The sequence below is a fragment of the Candidatus Nitrospira nitrosa genome, from assembly GCF_001458735.1.
Classification (GTDB): domain Bacteria; phylum Nitrospirota; class Nitrospiria; order Nitrospirales; family Nitrospiraceae; genus Nitrospira_D; species Nitrospira_D nitrosa.
Genome location: NZ_CZQA01000001.1, coordinates 193,899 through 212,838 on the forward strand (window position 1 = coordinate 193,899; position 18,940 = coordinate 212,838).

Below are 18,940 nucleotides of genomic sequence, written 5' to 3' on the forward strand. Positions count from 1 at the left end.
ATGGAGCTAGCATGAAGACATCATGGGGAACGAAATCCCCGAATAAGCGGAGGCGAGTCGTACTTCGAACCAAGGTACGGTGGGAAAAGCTTGGGCTCCAAGACCCGGCAGGATCGTCATCGGCCACGTCGATTGAAGACCTTCGTCGTCAAATTACATCAGCCGCCAGTCAGGGGTTGAGTCCCGATACCGTATCCCGTTCCCAACAGCAGGATGGGCGCTCAGGACCAGGCGCGAAGCGGTCGGGGCCTGCCCGCAAACGGAATCCTGCTTCGTCGTCATAACCTGAACGTCCGCACATTGCACCCGAAAGGAGGCTATCATCGGAGGACCAGGAAAAACTACAGCCGCTAAGCGAGACCGAGAAAAATCACGTCAACAGAAGCAGCGCGACAAAGAAGCGCGCCGTATAGAGCGGAAGGCAAACAAACCGGACCGCCCAGCCCAAGAAGGTGAGGACCCAGATCTGGCTGGTTTACAGTGGGGTCCTCAAGCACCGCTCTATTGAACGAATCCGCCATCCCTCGTAGTTGCCTATGGTTGATTCCAGCATAGGAAAACCATAGACAGCGCAATACTTTCATATTCATGAGAGTAGCATGCGGGATTGAGAACGCGATTGTCTCTCTAGCCCCTTCTCCGCAGTAATGGAGTTGACATCGGGCAGCTGCGCTTCACGTACGATCGTCGAGAGAATTCTCCAGGCAGTTCTCGATGAATAGCCAGCAGTGTGTTGACAAACACTTTCACCAAGCTGAGAACGCACAGCATTCAAAGTCTCCAACGGGAGCAGAGTGGCCCGCAGGCTGTTCAGAAAGGCTGTCCAGCAAGGCCGCAGCGAATGAAGAGGGGAATCGTACTCTCTGCCGTACGTTGAGCCTCTGAGTGAGGCGAGAACGCCGCTGGCGGGCTTTGTCAACAGCCTGCTAGAGACGGTATCTGACCCGGTACCCTCTCGTAAGGTTCAGGCTTCTGCGGTCACGACCATATCCTTACGCCTTGGCTAGTGAGTGAAATCAAGGACTATGGGGCATATGGCTTACCGATCGCGCTTCTCCGCTTAAGCTGGCCCGCGCGCACAATCCCCTGAAACGAAAGGAATCGAGATGAGCCGTCTGAATCTAGAACCACTCATGACGTTTTCGGATGGATCCTACCTCGCGATCAGTACGGAATGCTCGAAGGAGGGCGACTTTTCCTGCTCAGTCTATACGGTCGTCGAAACCGATGATCGCACGGACTTCCGCAATATCGCGAGTCACCTCCTCGCTTCATCTACATGCCTGACTGCCCAAGAACAGGCATACAGCTATACCCTGCGTCTCTACCCCAACGCGTGTGAGTCGATGAAGAAACCACCCTACCTGATCTGGCATGGGCCACGATCATCGGGCAACCAGTGATTCTTCGATGGGTCACGGAATCCAGGTTGCCTGAGACGCCGGACGCACTATTCTCCGTAAATATCCGACAGTCCGTCAGGTCCTTCACGGCTTGGCGATAACGGCGGTCGCATCGGGGTGAATCCAAGATGCGGCCGATGATAGTGATACCGGTCCAGAAATGCACGCACCTCGCCCTGGAGTGTGGGCAGTTCTTCTACTCGATAGGAGATCCACCCCAAGCATTCCTTGCGCAGGGTTCGATTGAAGCTCTCAATATACGCCTGCTCGTTCTTCTTATAGGGACGGGCGATGCGATGTCGTGTACAATACTGGAGCACCTGTTGGGCAAACACGCCTTTGAACTCTGAGCCCCCATCGGTCTGGATGATCTGCACAGGCCCGGTAAAGCGGCGAGTCATGGCTGTGCGCAAAAACATGGCCCCATCCTCGCTTGTTAGTCCGGTCCGCAGAACGACATCCGCTTCCTTCGTATAGATGTCCACCCCGGTAAAGGCGAAGACCTCGCCAAAAACCACGGTATCCATCTGAATGACCGCGCGGGGAGCCGTGGCAATCGGCACAACGCCGCGTGGCTGATTGGTCCGGCCCCGAGGCCGTAAGACGTATCGTTCAGCCAAGATTTCATAGATCTTGGGAACAGAGAGATGGATATGCTGTTCATGAGCCAGAAAGTACTGAATCTTCTGCCCACAGCAGTCGTATTCACGGGCGCGAATCGCCCAGACAAGGCGTTTGACCGCTCCCGGGACCTGTCGTGCCGGACGTGGCCCCGTCTTGGCCGCAGCATAGCGATCCAGAAAGACAGAGAGTCCTTCGATTCGAACCGCCTTCAGCCAGAGTCCTATGGTTTCTCGATGGCGCTCAAGTTGGCCCGCGATCGCGGAAACGGAGAGCCCTTGAGTCGCCAGTTCCGCTGCAAGAATGATCCGAGTTCTTGTGTCCATGTCCAGAGTCTACTCTGGACTGTCGGATATTTACGGCAACAATGCGCCGGATAGCTATTTGCGCCGACACCTGCTAGGATACCTAGACTTCATCGCGCAGGGCCTCGCATGAAACAAGATGACAATGGCCCATCACCGATGTTGTTCCTGCCGGGAAATCTGATCGGAAGTCTGACCTAAGCCGCCTCTCCGGTCGCGTCTTCGGCCCTCTCCTTCCTCTCACGCACCATTTCTCGAGTCTCGGTCAATATCATTTCTGAAGGAGAGATGCTCATGAGTTTAAAGTTATATGTCGGCGGATTGCCGTACGCGGCAACTGAGTCGCAACTGACCACCCTCTTTGCCGAACACGGGACCGTGGAGTCTGCCCGGATCGTCTCGGACAAGTTTACCGGCCAATCTCGCGGATTCGGCTTTGTCGAAATGTCGACCGCTGAAGAGGGGCAAGCCGCCATTACAGCCTTGAACGGGTCACAAATGGATGGTCGATCCTTAACCGTCAATGAGGCCAAACCGATGGAACCTCGGTCTGGGGGTGGTGGTCGTTTTAGCAGTGGTCCGAAGCGTAGCCGCTTCTAACGCCAAGCACGTTGAAGATGACTCACCGACGGGGCGCCTCAGCTGAGGCGCCCCGTCGGTGAGTGTCGAATCGGCATTAAGACTCAAGATGGCCCTTCACGTTTGACCTCTCATCTCCGGTTACTCTACTCATGCTACCGTTCGCTCATCGGCACAGTATTCTCTGCCCTGGCTATGAGCCGTCTCATGTCGTTGTGATCTTTTATGAAACTCCCCTCCGCGCAATATCCACCAGCCATTCGCACTGCATTCGCTATCTACAACCCGATGTGGTAGAGTGAAGTTGTATTGAATCTGCCCCTCGCGCTCTTCCCTCCCCATACTGTTCCTGCGCGATTTCATCGATCAGTCGGCAGTCACGCTTGGCGGTTCACGGCTAAGGCTCTCCTAGCAAGCAGCTACGTCCGCTGTGCCCTCGCAATCCGAGGTGAATACTGAGCTGACGACCTATGCGGGCAGTACGCCATCGATCTGCATGTGAACGGTTGAGGTGGGAAAACCACAAAGACATCAGGTCTCGCAAAGAAACTCTCGAGCCCTCAAGCATCGCTCAATTGATGGAGAGTCATAAACCACACAGTGCGTGTTCGTAGCACACAAGATAAGGAGCAACCATGGACGTCAATACACTTACGTTTGCATTCGTCATCGTGGCACTTGGGATCGGCGGAGTGATTGTGTATCTGAAGGGCAAGTAGCCGAGTTGTAAGATCCTCATTCCTGATGAGCCCTGTCCTCTCAGGCCCAGGACAGGGCTCATCAGGGCCAGTTTTGATCCACGCAGGATAACTGGGGTATTTCTACGTGTCGTTCCTAGTCAGAGACGGGAAACGGTATCCAATCCGTTGCCTGTTCACTCGTCCGAATCAATGACCCAAACCATCACCCTGCCTGGGTAGAACGACAACAACTCACTGACAATCTGCGGCGTGGCCTACAAGCGATCCGGTCCACGGCGGCCCCACCAGCTGGATTGGGGTGCGTTGCGCCGTCATGTAGATGACCACCCTGATCGGATACAAGCAGAACGGGCTCGGCATTTCCAGGTCTCCCGATATTACATCTGGAACGCACTGCGAAAACTGGTGGTGCCCCATAAAAAAAGACGGAGGTACCACGGGCGCGGCCCGCTTCAACGAAAGCGGTTCCTCCGTCGCGGCAAACAGCCCGTCTACATCAATGAATATGGGTTTCTCTCGTCATCGACGCGGCGCCAGGGGTATGCACCAAAAGACCAGCGTGTAGACGGCTTGGTTTCTGGGTATCGACGGCCACGCACCTCGCTGATTGCTGCTCGCATGGACGGGCGACTCGAAGAACCGTACCTATTCGATGGAACCTACGATACAGCGCTCTTCAATGCCTGGCTCAAGACGAGGTTGTGCCCACGGCTGAATGCCCACCACCTCGTGATCATGGACAACGCCGTATTTCATACTTCGCCCGAAACAGCGCAGCTCATCGAGACAACTGGCGCCACGCTGCTGTTCCTGTCGTCGAATTCTCCCGACTTCAACCCGATCAACCACGACTTCGCCGTTCTGAAGAAACGCAGAGAGTATCAGAAAACCGCGTCCCTTGATGAAATCATCAAAGCCTATCAGTAACTATGAACTTAGCTATAATACACCCAAAACGGGCACTTTCCCCGTTGCGCACGACCTCGTCGGCCCTTACGCACCCAGCCCAAATAACGCTCGTCCGCTTCAATCGCACCAGCCAGCAAATAACTCTCTTGCGTGCTGGCGATGAGCTGTCTCACCCGCTGCTAAAACAGATTTGCGGTGTTCGCTTGAGCTCCGACGAACAGCGCCGCCGCCCGTGCAGTCGTGCCTGCCACGCAATGCTCCAAGAGCTTCTGCTGGAGCTGGATCAACATTCGACTCTTTCGCAGGTAGATTATTTGCTAATACGTAACGCCGCCAGGGGTCGCGTAGCTACTCCAGCCCCATTTATTATTCAGACGAGCATCCCCGGTGCGTGGACGGAAACACCGGACCTCTGTTGATTCTGTTTGACCGACGCATCGGCTTCCCCGGTCGCAGACAATTCGTTTCCTCCTTTCGCGCAGGGAGGTTATGAATGGAGAGCGCAGACTTTCTTTAGTCTAGGGTGCAGCCTACCTGCGCCCTTCCCCCTATGGTTTGCGAAAGAAGGGAAATGTTAGAGTTACCTAAAGCTGCACACACCTACGCTGACTACTAACCAGTACGTGCGAGGATATCACCATGAGCAGGACGGAACAGCAGACTGGCCGCAATAGCAGAGATTCCACATCCACACCTGCCAGACGCCTCCAACCAGCCGATAGTGGGTCTGGTTCCCGAAAGAATACGGAGCAGGCAAACGTGCCTCCGGGCAAGACATGGCTCTGGTTCGTATTCATCCTGGTCGCGAACTTCCTGCTTGGAAGGCTTCTGATCCCTACTCCGGAAGCGCCGATCACAGTGCCCTATACCCTCTTCAAGCAGGAAGTTGGAAAAAGAAACGTCGCGGCGATCTACAGTCAAGGGGACACTATTACGGGCCGATTCACAACTTCAATCGTATATCAGCCGTTGGGAGAAAAGGACTCGGGATCCGGCGGCGAGACGAAAACAAAGAATGAAAAGAATTCAATACCCGGCGGTGAGATCAAATCGACGGACGACCGCGGTAGAAGCACCGGTAGCCTGTCCCAAACAATCAGTGTGTTCATGACGACCTTGCCTGCTTTCGTAGACCCTGGCTTAGAACAATTCTTAATTTCGAACGGGGTCGAGATTAGTGCGAAACCTATTCAAGAAGGTGCGAACCCATGGGCAACGATCTTTTTTAGCTTCGGCCCGGGTCTGCTCTTCATCGGCTTTTATATCTGGCTCTTCCGTCGGGCTGCGCAACAAGGCGGTGGCATGATGGGCGGAGGTCTGATGGGCATGGGCAAGAGCAGAGCCCGCCGCTATGACCAGGAGCAAACGACGAAGGTGACCTTCGAAGATGTGGCCGGCATCGACGAAGCCGAAAATGAGCTGGTCGAGATCGTGGACTTTCTCAAGGATACCAAGAAATACACCCGCCTAGGAGGGACCGCTCCGAAAGGGGTGTTGCTGGTGGGCTCGCCGGGAACAGGGAAAACGCTTCTCGCAAAAGCTGTTGCAGGAGAAGCGGGGGTGCCCTTCTTCTCGATGAGCGCCGCGGAGTTTGTCGAGATGATCGTCGGAGTGGGCGCTGCGAGGGTGCGCGATCTCTTCAAGGAGGCACGTGAGAATGCTCCTGCGATCGTGTTCATCGACGAACTCGATGCCATCGGGCGCGCACGCGGGCAGATGGCAATCGGCGGATCCAGCGAACAGGAGCAAACGCTGAATCAAATCCTGACCGAGATGGACGGGTTCTCAAGTCGGCAAGGCATCATCGTCTTGGCGGCTACCAACCAGCCTGACGTATTAGACAAAGCCCTCCTGCGACCAGGACGATTCGACAGGCGGGTCGTGGTGAATCTCCCGGACAAGACAGGACGAGAGGCGATCCTGAAAGTCCACACCCGCAATGTCCCGCTCGCGCAGGACGCCGTACTGGGAAACCTAGCGGCCCTGACGCCGGGGCTCTCGGGGGCCGATCTGAAAAATCTCGTCAATGAAGCCGCCTTACTGGGAGCTCGCCGCGAGCAACACGAGGTCCATCACAAAGACTTTCTCGACGCGCTGGAGAAGATCGTGCTCGGCCCAGAGCGCCCGATTCTCATGAGCCGATCCGACCGGGAACGCATTGCCTATCATGAAGGGGGGCACGCCATTCTCGGACTCGTCGTGCCCGGCGCAGATCCAGTGAACCGGGTGACGATCGTGCCCCGCGGGCAGGCTCTTGGTGTCACCTATCAGCGCCCGGACAGTGACCGCTATAACTATCCGGAAGCCTATTTGCGCGCAAGGCTCATTGGAATGCTGGGAGGGCGTGCCGCGGAAGAAATTGTCTACGGGACCAAAACCACCGGGGCCGAAAACGACATCGAGCAAGCCACGGGTCTCGCCCGTCGAATGGTCACACGTTGGGGTATGAGTGAGCGGCTTGGCCTCGTGCAGCTCGCACCAAGGGAGAACCCTTATCTAACCGGCCTGAACGGTTACGGAGACGCGAAACCGTTCAGCGAAGAGACGGCTAAAGTCATCGACGCTGAGGTGCTCAAGATTATCGACGAGAGCTACAGCGCAGCCCGTCGGCTTCTCACCGCGCATCGCAAGCAACTTGATATGCTTGCCGAAGCCTTGCTTGCACGCGAGACACTCAACGAACTGGAGATTCTCGATGTGACCGGGCTCCCTCATGCTCCGGCCCTAGAGACTGGGAAGCTGCCCGATCCCGATGCCCGCAGCAGGAGCACTGACCCCTCTCCCGGGCAACCGGTGGCATGAATATCATAGAAAACCTGACTTAGCCAGCTTAAATCGAGCGAGATCCATTGTACGGGTCGAGCGTAGACGGGAATCTCCCAAAGGCTTTCATACAGATGCTTCAAGCAGGTATTGGCACAAATGATGGCAATCCCGGCGGCAAGAATCAGCAGAATGCCACCGGCGGACTCGAGTCTGAGAAATGTGCAAATACTGCTCATTATCCCCAAGGCTCGCGGTGTCCAGGATGTTGCAATCATTCAGGGCCTGTTCTTCCGCTGCTCAAGACCATGCCGATTCCTCTGGTCTGACATTGCGTTAGGCCAAAGACGGTGAGTATGCTGAACATCAGTTCAGTATAGATGCAACAGCTACCACAGAATGGAAGAAGGGAACGAACCAGTGGATTCGCTTATTACCTGGACAAAGGTCGTATACGCCCTACACGCATTCAGCCTACTGACCGGCATCATCGGTACGGCCACGGTCGTCGGCGCATTCCTGACCGGCTGGCCTTCGATCATTGCAGTCATTCTCAACTATATGAAGCGGAGCGAAGTGCGGGACACTTGGCTTGAATCCCATTTTCGCTGGCAGATTCGAACGTTCTGGTTTGGACTGCTGTGGATGTCCCTTTGCGTAGTTTTCATCATTGCGACCTTTGGGATAGGCCTCCTCTTTATGTGGCTACCCATCACTCTCGTCGGACTCTGGTTCATCTACCGCATCGTTCGTGGCTGGGTGACTCTGAGCGACGCTCGGCCCATGTACGTATGAGCAGGATAGCCGTCACCCTCACACAACTGACCCAACCCCATCCGGTCATAGGCTTCATCCATATACCTTTGCAACACCACAAGAGAAAGGAAGGCAGTATCGTTCTCATCTCTCACGGAGCCTACCTCCGAAGACCTGGCGGAGTCAGAACCGACCAGGGAGCGTGCTGTGATGCCTGTTGAGATACTTCGAGGAACTGCATGACTCTTGAGAGGCCCGTATCGGTATCTGCCCCTGTAGCTCTACTTGATCAACTTCCTCCATATTGCGTATAGCTGTACTAAGTAATGTGTGCTATCGTGCGCTCGATCGATGAACCACACTACTTTGCTCGGAGGTCCTTGGGTATGAATCGTTGGGCCCATCTGTTTTATGCCCTTCTCACCCTTGTCGTCTCGGTTGCCAGCATTTCAGAAGTACGCGCGCAGGTACCATCAGATCATCAGAATGGCTCGACTGAAACTAGTGTTCCCACTGATCATCACGATCACGACAGTGGACGCTGGGAAGGATCACCGGAAGGCATTGCCTATTCCGAGTTTAACCATCACTTCGCCGGTGTCAGCGACATGCTATTTGGGTTTGCAGAGTTAGGCCAAGCGCTACAGTATCCCCTGCCCCTATGGACCCGCCTTGCACTGCCGGCCATCCTTGGTGTAGTTGGAGTCTATAATATCATCTGGAGTGACCATGATGCCTGGCCCATCGGCTCCCTCAGTTTTGCCGACACATTTTTCGGCCAGGATCGGGAAATTATTGAGCACAAGTTCTGTGGAATAATTGCCATAGTCATGGCCGTGTGCGAGGCACTCCGACGAACCGGCCGCGTGCGACATCCCGCTTGGGTGGCTCCACTGGTATTCTTAACCCTGGCCGGAAGCCTCTTGCTCTTCGTTCATTCCCACGCGAATCATCCCGGCGCGGCTAGGATCGACCTGCATCATGCAGTGTTGGGAAGCGTGGGTGTCTGTGCGGGCCTGGCGAAAGGCCTCGCATCCTGGCTACCCGGCACCTCGCCTCTCATGAGGAAACGGTTAGAGGTTACCTGGGGTGGATGCGTGGTGCTCTTTGGTCTGCTGCTGGTCGTCTATTCTGAATAGAGCAGATGGGGAGGCTTCTGAGTAATTGAAACCTCCTACCCGATGATTACATCCATAATGGTCCGTCACCGAATCTAAAAAACCCCTACAAGGCTCACAAGAGAAAGCCTGAGCCCGCTGCATACGTGAAGCAGTATGAGGCGGTCCCTGTTCAAAATAGGGATCGTTACGCCTGGAATTCTTACTCCCAATATCGATGAGGTCGTTTTGTCCAATGTGGAGCCGGCGACCCGGATTGAACGGGCGACCTGCGGTTTACGAAACCGCTGCTCTACCAACTGAGCTACGCCGGCACCTTGGTAAGACTGGAGGATGGTCTGACAGGAAAATATTCGGTCATGATAGCGACCACCAGCGTGGCTGTCAATTGCAGTCTGCCGTGCTGGCCCAAGCCATCATGGCCCAACCTGCATGAAGTTGGGACGTGGTGTTGAGGGATCTGCAGGAGTCTCCGGCGCTTTCTGGATCACCGGAGGTTTGGGATTGTTTCCTCTGGCGATGGGATAGATCCGAGCCATGCCTCCTCGACCGACTTGCGGCAAGCAGAAAGGCTCCTGCCTGCTTTTCAATTGGTCACGGGTGACCTGAATAACCTGGTTTCTCGCATAGGTGCAGAGTTCCCCTGCCGTCACAATACTATCCCGATTGAGATCGGCCACCCCTTGTAGTCCCCTCAGGAGATAGTACGTGAACAACCCGTGTTTGCTGTAGTCGTGCGCCTGGGCTTCCTGCAATTTCAGGTTGCCCACCATCCACATCTCCACATCCTTCCCCGCATCACTACGCCCGGACTCCCAATCCGGTTGGGGGATGGTGGCTAGATCGGCGCCAGGAGCGGGATCCAACGAAACATCAAAGACGAGCACGGCCCTGCGAATCGGAAGTCGTTGGATCGCCTCCTGCAACTGCCGGAGAGGATAGACTCCCGTTGGACCAGCCGGCGCCCCATCGTAGGCCATCAACGACACGGCCCCACTGGCGCCATCAACCAGGGCACGACCGGAAAAAAACACATAGAGGTCGGTGGCTGCATCTGCTTTCTTTCGCAACCACTTTTCAAACGTTTCTTTAAAATCCCCTAGCTGAGCTTGGCGATCGAGCAGCACTCGCATCCGTTCACGGGGCACATTCCCGATTGTGTGAAAATATTCTGCCATCACCGCCGCATCGTGGCTGGCATGGTTGACCACCGGCACCTGTTCGTCATGAAAGCGTCCGACACCGATTGAGATAATCACGGCCTTCGGCTCCTTAAACGCCGTGAGTGTGCTCGGCAACTGATCGACATCCGGAGCCATCACATTCTCAGGCTGCTTGGGCTTCGCCCCGAAGACAAAGATCTTGGGCGGCGGCACAAGGCCCAGTGGGCTTGCGGACCGCAAGCTCAGCGAGAGTTCGCCATGGCTGGTTGATTCCGTGGCGGTGACATGCTTGGTAAGCGTGGCTCGCTTGACTTCGCCCGGTTGGAGCGTCCCAACCGCCATCTCACCCGGAAATACACCGGCGAGCTTATCCTTTCCTTCCATCACAAGGACGACATCCTTGGCGTCCACCGGCCCTTCATTCTTGACCTCGACTTCAATCGTGATGGACTCGTCAGGGTCCAGAAACTGGTCTCGGCTTTCATCCCGAATAATCGCCCGAAAATTGACGTGCGCAGGCTGAACCAGTTCGGAAGGAGTCGCCTGGACGGGTTGAGTCAGTTCCGGGGCAGCAGGAGGAGGTATCACAGCAGCCCCAGAGATAGGGGCCGTTGGTTTTGGTTCAGGTTTGGATTGCCCGGCAATCGACTTCCATGTGTCTTTCGTCGCAGCATACTCTCGTATCTGGGATGAGAGCGCCATCTGCTTGGCCAATCCGTCCGCCACCGAGTCAATGGCTTCCTGCAGAATTCCATCCAACCCTTCAACCACACAAGACCGTTCAGCGACGGTCACCGTCCCACGCCCAACGCCTTCGAGCTTCTTACTGAAAAGCACCGTCCCATCGCGAGCCAGGAATACCATTTCCATTCCCAAAGCTGCCGTAGCTGGATAGCTTCCATGGCCTTGAGGTGGAACAGCCAGATTGATTCGTCTGGTGCCAACGCCAACTTCAATTGCCCCATCGGAGGCGAGGGGCTCCTCGGCTTGATTCTCCGTGGTCACTTGGGTGAACGTGCGGTTCAATTGTTTTGGAACGGACGTGATCAACCGATCAGCAAGAGCCATCGTCCTTTTTTCACCGCAGGGGGTGTCGTACGCTACTTCAGCGGCAGTGACGCTGGGGGAGAACCAAACGGCGGGTGTGAGAGAAACCGTTTGTGGGCTCACGGTCGGCGGTGTACGGGTGAGAACGGAGCACCCGACAACGATCAGGAGAATCCCTGCCAGGCTACCGCAGCTGACTACATCACCTCGCAACGTTGCACGTTGGATGGAAGGAGTTGTGAGATTCTTCACAGAGTGTTTATACAGAATTCGTTGTGGCGTCACAACCGGTCAAGGCCCGTTGACAGCCAATTTCCGCTGGGCTAAGGTCGCATCATGTCCGCCCCCGTCACTTCCTCATCAGCGGTTTCGTCTGTCACTCCTTGGTCTGCTCTGGCCAGATTGATCCGCCTGCCGAACCAAACCGGCACGTATTTGTTACTCTTGCCCACCTTGTGGGCGTTGGTCCTCGCAGCCCGAGGAATCCCACCCTTGAAGCTACTCGTGGTGTTTATGGGAGGCGCATTCATCATGCGAAGCGCCGGTGTCATTATGAACGATTTAGCCGATCAGGCCTTCGATCGACAGGTGACCCGCACCAAGACTCGCCCACTGGCCTCCGGAGAGTTGTCTCGCCTGCAAGCTTATACGCTGCTGGGCCTGTTGTTACTAGTTGCGGCGGGCCTGCTGCTCCTACTTCCCCCATTTGTTGCCTGGCTTTCCCCCGTTGCCGTGGGTTTAGCAGCCTTGTATCCCTTCACGAAACGATGGATCCATATCCCTCAGGCCATGCTAGGGATTGCATTCGGCTGGGGCGTTATCATGGCCTGGGCTGCAGTCCGAGAGCAAATCGAACTCTCTGCTTGGCTTCTCTTTGGTGCCACCACCGTGTGGGCCATAGCCTACGACACGATCTACGCCGTACAAGACCTAGAAGATGACCGGCAAGTGGGAGTCAAGTCAGCGGCACTCTACCTTGGCGCATCGCTCCATCACGGAGTGGGCCTTGCGTTCGCAACCATGCTGGCCCTTTTCACCATCACCGGTTGGCTCAACCAGCTGCAATGGCCTTTTTATTGTACACTGGCGGGTGTGGGGCTATTTTTCATGAACCAGGTGAGACGCCTTCAACAACCAGTCTCTCCGGCCGACGCGTTCGCCATGTTCCGCAGTCATATTTGGGCAGGCCTTGCGCTCCTGCTTGGACTGCTTTCAGGTTTATTAGCCTAGCAGAATAACAGCCTTTGGATCCTGCGTAGGAGAAGCGTGCCATTCGACGCTGTTCTTCATAGGATGATCCTATAACCTAAAGCTGACGGCTAAGCTGAGTGCACAACCTGTTAGGGCTTCTCAACCGGCTTCACAACAGCCGGTTCCTCCTTAGGGGCTCTAAGCGTCGACACATAAAGAGTGACCGCTTTCGCATCCGCATCATTGAGGCCCAAGGCCGGCATACGAGTATGTGTATCCATCGCCTGCGGATTTTTCAGCCAGCGGTAGATCCATGTGGCATTCAGCCGAAACCCAGCGCGATCAAGCGCGGGACCAATCTTTCCACCTTCGCCTGCAAGATTATGACAACCGTTACACCCGTACTTGTTTTCGTAGAGTTGTTTCCCACGATCGACCAATTTTGCCGTCTCGGCTGGTTTGACCGCCAGGTCAGGCCGGGGAACACTCACCCCTTTGCCAGGTCTGGTCGAGAAATTATTCAGTGCGATCTGTGCGACATCCATTTCTTTCTTAGCCTGCACCATTGCGGCTTGTTCAGCCGCGTAGGCAGACTCATCGACATCCACATCTTTCTTCAGTTGCTCACTCTTTCGCTCGGCTTCGTCACTGGCTTTCTTTTCCGCGGCCTCATAGGCCTGCTTCGCTTGCTCGAACTTGGTCTGTGAGACCTTCAGTCCTTCTTCCAGCGAGGTCTTGCGTGCAGCGACATTAAACTCCATCTTCATGCCATGTAACGTGCGGACATGCCCGACGATCGCCCACACCTCATCCTCCGATAGCGTATACTTGAACGTTGGCATGGTCGGCACCGCAAAATCATCATCTCCAATCGGATCACCGCCTTCTTCAGTGGTGTCCAACATGTCGCGTGAGATCGTCGCGAAGAGCTCCTCATCTTTGAACGTACCCATCTCAGATTTATTCGACAGATCCTTTGGTTTTGGATCCGGCATCGATGACCAATTGAAGCCTTCGTTCTGCTTACCGCTTTCCCCGTGACAATCACTGCAGTAGTGGGTATAGAGTTCATGACCTCGCTTCTCTTGCTCGTTGGCGCACCCGCCAGTGAGCACAGCCAAGCCGCCGATCATCCCCACCGCTAATCCAATGACACCCAGCCGTGCCGCCTTCATGCTGACTGCCCTTTCTTGAGTTTTCGGATCAGGACAAACTGGAACCCCAAGGCCAATGCAGCCGCAATCGCTGCGTACATATAACCGGAATAGTCCGGCGGGGCATCGGCTCTGAAATACCACCAGGACGAAACGGCCTTTTGCGACCCCTTCTCGACCAGATCTCCAGCGCCATCTTTCCGACCATCCCAGACCGCAAAAGCAATACTGATGAATTGACCCGGGGAAATTTGTACATCCTCTTCGGCATGCCCAGTGGCCAAGTCTCGAGAAAACACCACCTTCCACGTCCCGTTCGAATAGACACCTTTTGCCTTCACATCCTGATGCTCTTGCGCCTTCAAGGTGCCGAAACCTTTCGCATTCATATCAACGGCTTTACCCGCCTTGTTCTTCCAGAACCAGATATTGACCGGTCCACCTTCAACCTGCAGCATTGGCTGGCCATGCGCAAAGTGCGCTTTCTTATCACCCACCATGAACTCAAGCGCAGCTGCATCGTCCGGATCCTGGGTAGGATCGGTATATTCAACAAGCACAGCCACTTGTTTCCCATCATGAAGGGCACGCACAATCACATCCTTGACCGTCACTTCCTGGATCCGATTCTGCCAATGTACCTGTGGGGACATTGGGAACGTGGCAGCCGGTGCCGTACTCCAGGCTGCCGCACTCGGATCGTCCACGGGGACTCCCCCTGTCATCAGCGTAGCCCGCACCGAAACACTCTCCTGAGCAAAGCCAATCGTTGCCGCCCCAACCATGATCGCCGTAAGTACACCGATCCCACCACGCAGAACATGCCGTATAATCTGATTCGCCGGTTTCATGCTGCCCTCATTCTCCCTACACACCTATGTCCATCCACACTCTGCGGCTCCCCTACTCCCAGGTTCGTGGTGACTGGTGGGCTCCGTCGTACTCTCCCATGATAATCTTCCAAATCCATTCGTCAGGTAACTCAACTTCCCAGCGAGGCATTGCAGATTTCCACGGTGCCCCTTCGATTGGAAGGCCAATCCCACCTTTCTTAATTCGCCAAAACAGATAACTCTCTTGCAACATGGCGATCGTCGTGGGATCAGCGAAATTGGCCGGTGCTGGAATATACCCACGAGCAGCCGGTCCCTTCCCATCAAAGTTTCCCCCATGGCAGGGTGAGCAGTAGGCTGCATAAAACCCTTTGCCCTGCATAATATTTTCTGGGGTCTTAGGAACAGGGTTTGAGAGACCGGTGTATTCCCCAGGCGGTGCGGGATGAATCGTCCGGCTTTCCGTCGGCGGAAGGTCACTCACCGCGGTACTCCCATACGTTTGCCATCCGACCAGTAAAGGAAAGAGGATGAAGACCCCGTAACGAAGTGCTTGGAGACCGCCGATGTTCTCACCCGTGAGAAACCGTTGGATGGGTCCCCAGAAAGCATCCTTCGACTCTCCGCTCAGTGTCTCAAAGATGACGATCCCAGACGCCGTCAGGAGCAGATAGAGAAAAATCAAGCTGGATGGCAATGGGGCTGAGCCCGGTATATTTGGCAATACAAATTTCAGAAACGCATACATGCCCACCATGAGAATGATCGGCTTCCCTAACGCCCCCATACATGCCTCCTAATTCGTGTGTGCGTCCGCCACAAGTGCCGCTTCCGCTGATTTCACGGGAGCAGCCGGCGTTTTACCTGGAATTTCAAGCTCTGAGACGTTGACGGAGATCGGCTCGCCGCTCATTTGCTGGAGAAATGCGATAATCGCCAAAATCTCATTCTTCGACAACCCGATGGGATCCTTATTGATAGCGGGCATCGTCGCTGGATACTCCTTAGGCACACCACCATGCCGGTAGTCCTGGTACACGAATGCCTGTGGATCTGTCAGGCTTTCATAGAGAAAATCCTTGCTTAATTTAGCGCCAATGCCCTTCAAATCCGGGCATCGTGCGGACTCGCTGGGTCCGATTGAATGGCACAGAGCACATTGCCCTTTACTGAAAAATACCGTTTGCCCGATTGCGGCAATATCGGTTGGGGTTTTGATACTGCTGATATCGATTTTCTCTTCAGCCGGAGGCAGGGAGGCCAGCTGAGGCACAGCTAGGGACATCAGTGAAAACAGCCCCAGGACGATAAAGACAAATCCTGTGACCCGAACAAAGACGGCCTTAATGAAGAGGAGGATGAGAATCCCGACCCCGACAATCGACAATGCGATCAGCTGTAATTGCGCTACTTCACTCATATGCCCTCTAATTTATAGTACTGAGTGGCCACGGTTGAGGTCAGAGTACAGAACTCAATCGTGACAATCTTGAACCCCAAATCACCTTGACTCTATCCTTGTTGCCGCTCCTCCGGTGCACCGCCGGCCAGGGCAGGAATGCCATGCGGCAGCTCCCCTTTTCCAGTTCCGGCTGTCGCTTTGTATTTATCACCCATGGTCGCGACCCAGAAGATAAACGCCACGAGGATGCAGAAGAAAAACGTACAGAACGCCATAATCAACGAAGCGCTGCCGAGTGCCGGCGAATAGGCATAGGGCGATGTATCACGAAGAACTCCATACACATGCCAATGAACCCGGGAGGAAGACCTTGCATAACCCATCAACGTCATCAGCAAAATCACCATGACTGCATTGAGCACCAGCGCATAGCCAGCCCGAGGGGGCATGCTGCCCCAGACCATCTCCGTCGTCGTCTTGGCACTCTTGAGCAATAGGGCCGTCAACGGCGTGATCGTCAGAATAACAAAACCCACGATCGCCACCTGGGACGTTGAAAAGTAGTTGATACGGACGATCGCCGGCACAAAATAGCCCCATATGCCAAGAACGATGACAGCAAGGCTGGCGACCACGAGGACGGCACCCATGACTGCCTTTCCCAGCTTCGCCCATCCTGCCGTATCTTGTTTTCCTGCCCGCCAATACATAACAAAACTCATGAACGTAATGAGAATCATGAGGTTGGAGACCGTCATTTTGGCCGACATAACCCCCAGTACGCCGAGCAGAGGATGGTGCGCACCACCCATCTTTTGAGCTTCCTCAATGCTGGCGACGAGTGAGTGCGGCGTCATCCAGACCGCAAGACAGAGCAGCAAGCTGACGAGCATCATCAACATCGCTCGTCGATACTTCGCCTCCGATCCTGGAATCCGGTAGGTAATTCCCAGCCAGAAATAATAGTTTGAGCCAAGAAACAGCACACCGATCAGCATGGCCTGGATGATAAACAGCCAGGAGAGGAAACCTCCCATCAGGGTGATGCCCATCTGTTGGTTATACTGGTAAATTTCGCGCATAAGCCAATAGCCCGCGAACGGCAAGGCAAGCAGACCGAATACCCCGATAAAGTTACCGACGTACCCCATCCAATCGTAATGTTCCCGATCTTCTGGGCTCTTCACCGAAAGATACCGGACGCCCGCATACGCTCCGCAGATGTATCCGCCTAGCACGACGTTGGCGATTAACCGATGGATATTGATCGGCCACCAAGTCGGATTCCACGTCGCGGCCCAGGCACGCTCGAACGCCGTCCCGTCAGCGATCACGACCGGGCTTGATTGGAATGTCGCCCACGCATTTGGCACGATCATGATGAATAAGGCGAAGAAATTAAGCAGGAAACCGAGAAACACGTGCAGGGTCTTCTTCTTGCCGTCCTGCATCGCATCCCACCCGTACCAATACAGGTACAGTGTCGCCGTTTCGAGCAAGAACAGGAGACAGTAGACCAAAAAGGACGGGAAGAACACATCCGTCAAATAGTTCATGAGCTTGGGATAAAAAGCCACCAAGAGAAACAACAGAATGCCGCCGAACAACGCCGTGGTGGCATAGGCTGAAGTCAGAAGCTTGGTAAACTCCTTCGCAAGCTTATCGTAACGCTTTTCTCCGCCTCTCCATGCAATGACTTCGCATAGCCAGGCAAAGATCGGTACACCCAGAACGAAACCAGCCAGCAAGAGGTGGAGCTGGGCTACGATCCACACCAGGTTCCGGCTACCGATGTAGGGAATGTCCCGATACTCGGTCGGTCCGGCAGTGGTTCCCTCAGCCGCTAGACCCATTGAAGGGAGAAGGAGGAACCAACCAACCGTCAACAAGAGACCGACAAGCCATCTCTCTTGACCACGCATGGCCCGGAGAGCCCGTTGAATTGTTTCGACCTCCTGTATGGCACTCACCACATCACCTCGCAAGTTACGGTTTCGAATTGTCAGATGGGGCCGCCCCTGCCGGCTTCCCCTTGCCCTTCTCTTTTTGCCCTTTGGTTTCAGATTTCTGCTTCTCCATCGCCTCAACTTGTGCAGCCACCGCAGCAAGCCGTTGGGTGTTCTTATTCAAGGCATCGACAGGCTTATAAACCGGCTCTGCTTGAATCTCCGGTTTCGCACAACACTCATGGGGATGAGGGGTTGTCACAGGAAGAATGGTCCAGAACACAAGTGAGAAAACCACCCCGGCTCCGGCCAGCGAGGCCAACAGCAACCCTTGGTCGTTCGGCACTCGCATCAGATCCCACCGTGTCACAAGTCCCTGATAGTTTTCCGGAGCCGAACGGCAATCCTCCGCAAGACGCCGAATGGCTTGCCCAAGAACTGATACGCCGATCGCTGCCAGTATGAAGAGCGCCGCCGAGGAAATCGAACCCCACACTGTCAGCTCCAGACCGATGCGTTCCGCAACCGGCAACCCCGTGTCATAGATGTGTCGTAAGGCTTCCGTGTCCGCGAGTGTGTGCGAGGCACTGATGGCCGTCTCCGTCACTCGACTGACGACCCCCCACAAAATCGGCATGATCACTGTGCCGATCAAAGCGGTTCTCCACCAAATGGCAAAACCGAGCCCGTCGTGAGGTGGCTCCTTCTTAAGGCGTTCCAGAAAGAAGGTTCGACCGACGAGACCGAGCGCCCAGATATCAATAGGGATTGAGGCGCCGAAGATGAGTGGAAGACCAATCCCCTCACCGAAATGAGTGTCATAGATTGCCATGATCGCCGGAGCCGCGAAAACAGTCACAGGACTGGCGAGCAACATGAGAAAGGCAAGCCCAAATCTGCCCTCAAAATGGACGAGCCCCATGGTCATGGCCATCACGGCAAACACTGCTTTGATCGGGATACCGGTCCAGCAGGCCGACCAGAGGATGCCAAATCCGATCTTCGTGGGGGACATTGATTCGCGTTCTTCAGCCATATGCTCAGTTCGT

Annotated in this window: 16 protein-coding genes, 1 tRNA gene and 1 pseudogene; 8 read left to right on the forward strand and 10 right to left on the reverse strand. The window is 55.1% G+C overall.

Translation table 11 applies throughout. The features are described 5' to 3' along the window. Positions 1–11: 11 nt before the first annotated feature. Both COMA1_RS20520 and COMA1_RS00975 read left to right on the forward strand, forming a co-directional pair. The gene (locus COMA1_RS20520) at positions 12–284 is read left to right on the forward strand and encodes a hypothetical protein (protein WP_141654172.1); all 273 of its coding nucleotides are present in this window, start codon (positions 12–14) and stop codon (positions 282–284) included. Between the two features lie 822 nt (positions 285–1,106). Continuing rightward, positions 1,107–1,403, forward strand: coding sequence for a hypothetical protein (locus tag COMA1_RS00975; RefSeq protein ID WP_090742497.1), 297 nt, complete (start codon positions 1,107–1,109; stop codon positions 1,401–1,403). 47 nt (positions 1,404–1,450) lie between these two features. On the opposite strand, the gene COMA1_RS00980 is transcribed toward COMA1_RS00975, so the two are convergent. Next, a complete protein-coding gene (locus COMA1_RS00980) occupies positions 1,451–2,350 on the reverse strand; it encodes an integrase core domain-containing protein (RefSeq protein WP_090742504.1) in 900 nt (299 codons plus the stop codon). A 273-nt stretch (positions 2,351–2,623) separates the two neighbouring features. Here COMA1_RS00980 and COMA1_RS00985 point away from each other — a divergent pair, with 273 nt between their 5' ends. From COMA1_RS00985 to ftsH, 3 genes are all read left to right on the forward strand, one after another. Further along, positions 2,624–2,929, forward strand: a complete 306-nt coding sequence (locus COMA1_RS00985) for an RNA recognition motif domain-containing protein (RefSeq protein WP_090742507.1) — start codon at positions 2,624–2,626, stop codon at positions 2,927–2,929. A 929-nt stretch (positions 2,930–3,858) separates the two neighbouring features. Next, complete coding sequence (locus COMA1_RS00990; RefSeq protein ID WP_090742510.1) at positions 3,859–4,536, forward strand: transposase; 678 nt, start codon at positions 3,859–3,861, stop codon at positions 4,534–4,536. A 621-nt stretch (positions 4,537–5,157) separates the two neighbouring features. Further along, positions 5,158–7,320, forward strand: a complete 2,163-nt coding sequence (ftsH, locus tag COMA1_RS00995; protein ID WP_090742513.1) for an ATP-dependent zinc metalloprotease FtsH — start codon at positions 5,158–5,160, stop codon at positions 7,318–7,320. 65 nt (positions 7,321–7,385) lie between these two features. Here the strand turns inward: ftsH and COMA1_RS22075 are convergent. Further along, a pseudogene (locus COMA1_RS22075) lies at positions 7,386–7,520 on the reverse strand (Na+/H+ antiporter NhaA); the annotation flags it as partial. A gap of 181 nt (positions 7,521–7,701) precedes the next feature. Between COMA1_RS22075 and COMA1_RS01005 the strand changes: the two are divergent. Beyond that, positions 7,702–8,076 (forward strand): DUF4870 family protein, encoded by a 375-nt coding sequence (locus COMA1_RS01005; protein ID WP_218055275.1) that lies wholly within the window; start codon positions 7,702–7,704, stop codon positions 8,074–8,076. 347 nt (positions 8,077–8,423) lie between these two features. Then, a complete protein-coding gene (locus COMA1_RS01010) occupies positions 8,424–9,176 on the forward strand; it encodes a hypothetical protein (RefSeq protein ID WP_090742524.1) in 753 nt (250 codons plus the stop codon). 217 nt (positions 9,177–9,393) lie between these two features. On the opposite strand, the gene COMA1_RS01015 is transcribed toward COMA1_RS01010, so the two are convergent. Next, positions 9,394–9,469 (reverse strand) — tRNA-Thr (locus tag COMA1_RS01015). 102 nt (positions 9,470–9,571) lie between these two features. Beyond that, positions 9,572–11,386, reverse strand: a complete 1,815-nt coding sequence (locus COMA1_RS01020; protein WP_090742528.1) for a hypothetical protein — start codon at positions 11,384–11,386, stop codon at positions 9,572–9,574. A 315-nt stretch (positions 11,387–11,701) separates the two neighbouring features. Between COMA1_RS01020 and ubiA the strand changes: the two genes are divergently transcribed. Beyond that, positions 11,702–12,595, forward strand: a complete 894-nt coding sequence (gene ubiA, locus COMA1_RS01025) for a 4-hydroxybenzoate octaprenyltransferase (RefSeq protein ID WP_090742531.1) — start codon at positions 11,702–11,704, stop codon at positions 12,593–12,595. Positions 12,596–12,705: 110 nt separating this feature from the next. Here ubiA and COMA1_RS01030 read toward each other — a convergent pair whose 3' ends face one another. From COMA1_RS01030 to COMA1_RS01055, 6 genes are all read right to left on the reverse strand, one after another. Further along, positions 12,706–13,731, reverse strand: a complete 1,026-nt coding sequence (locus COMA1_RS01030; protein WP_090742534.1) for a c-type cytochrome — start codon at positions 13,729–13,731, stop codon at positions 12,706–12,708. Further along, complete coding sequence (locus COMA1_RS01035) at positions 13,728–14,561, reverse strand: ethylbenzene dehydrogenase-related protein (protein ID WP_090742537.1); 834 nt, start codon at positions 14,559–14,561, stop codon at positions 13,728–13,730. The genes COMA1_RS01030 and COMA1_RS01035 overlap by 4 nt, the downstream gene beginning before the upstream one ends. Positions 14,562–14,613: 52 nt before the next feature. Next, on the reverse strand, positions 14,614–15,330 hold the full coding sequence (locus COMA1_RS01040; RefSeq protein WP_090742540.1) for a c-type cytochrome: 717 nt from the start codon (positions 15,328–15,330) through the stop codon (positions 14,614–14,616). A 9-nt stretch (positions 15,331–15,339) separates the two neighbouring features. Next, complete coding sequence (locus tag COMA1_RS01045; RefSeq protein WP_090742544.1) at positions 15,340–15,963, reverse strand: c-type cytochrome; 624 nt, start codon at positions 15,961–15,963, stop codon at positions 15,340–15,342. 92 nt (positions 15,964–16,055) lie between these two features. Continuing rightward, on the reverse strand, positions 16,056–17,915 hold the full coding sequence (locus COMA1_RS01050; protein WP_141654173.1) for a cytochrome ubiquinol oxidase subunit I: 1,860 nt from the start codon (positions 17,913–17,915) through the stop codon (positions 16,056–16,058). Positions 17,916–17,931: 16 nt separating this feature from the next. Next, complete coding sequence (locus COMA1_RS01055) at positions 17,932–18,927, reverse strand: hypothetical protein (protein ID WP_090742551.1); 996 nt, start codon at positions 18,925–18,927, stop codon at positions 17,932–17,934. Positions 18,928–18,940 lie beyond the last annotated feature (13 nt).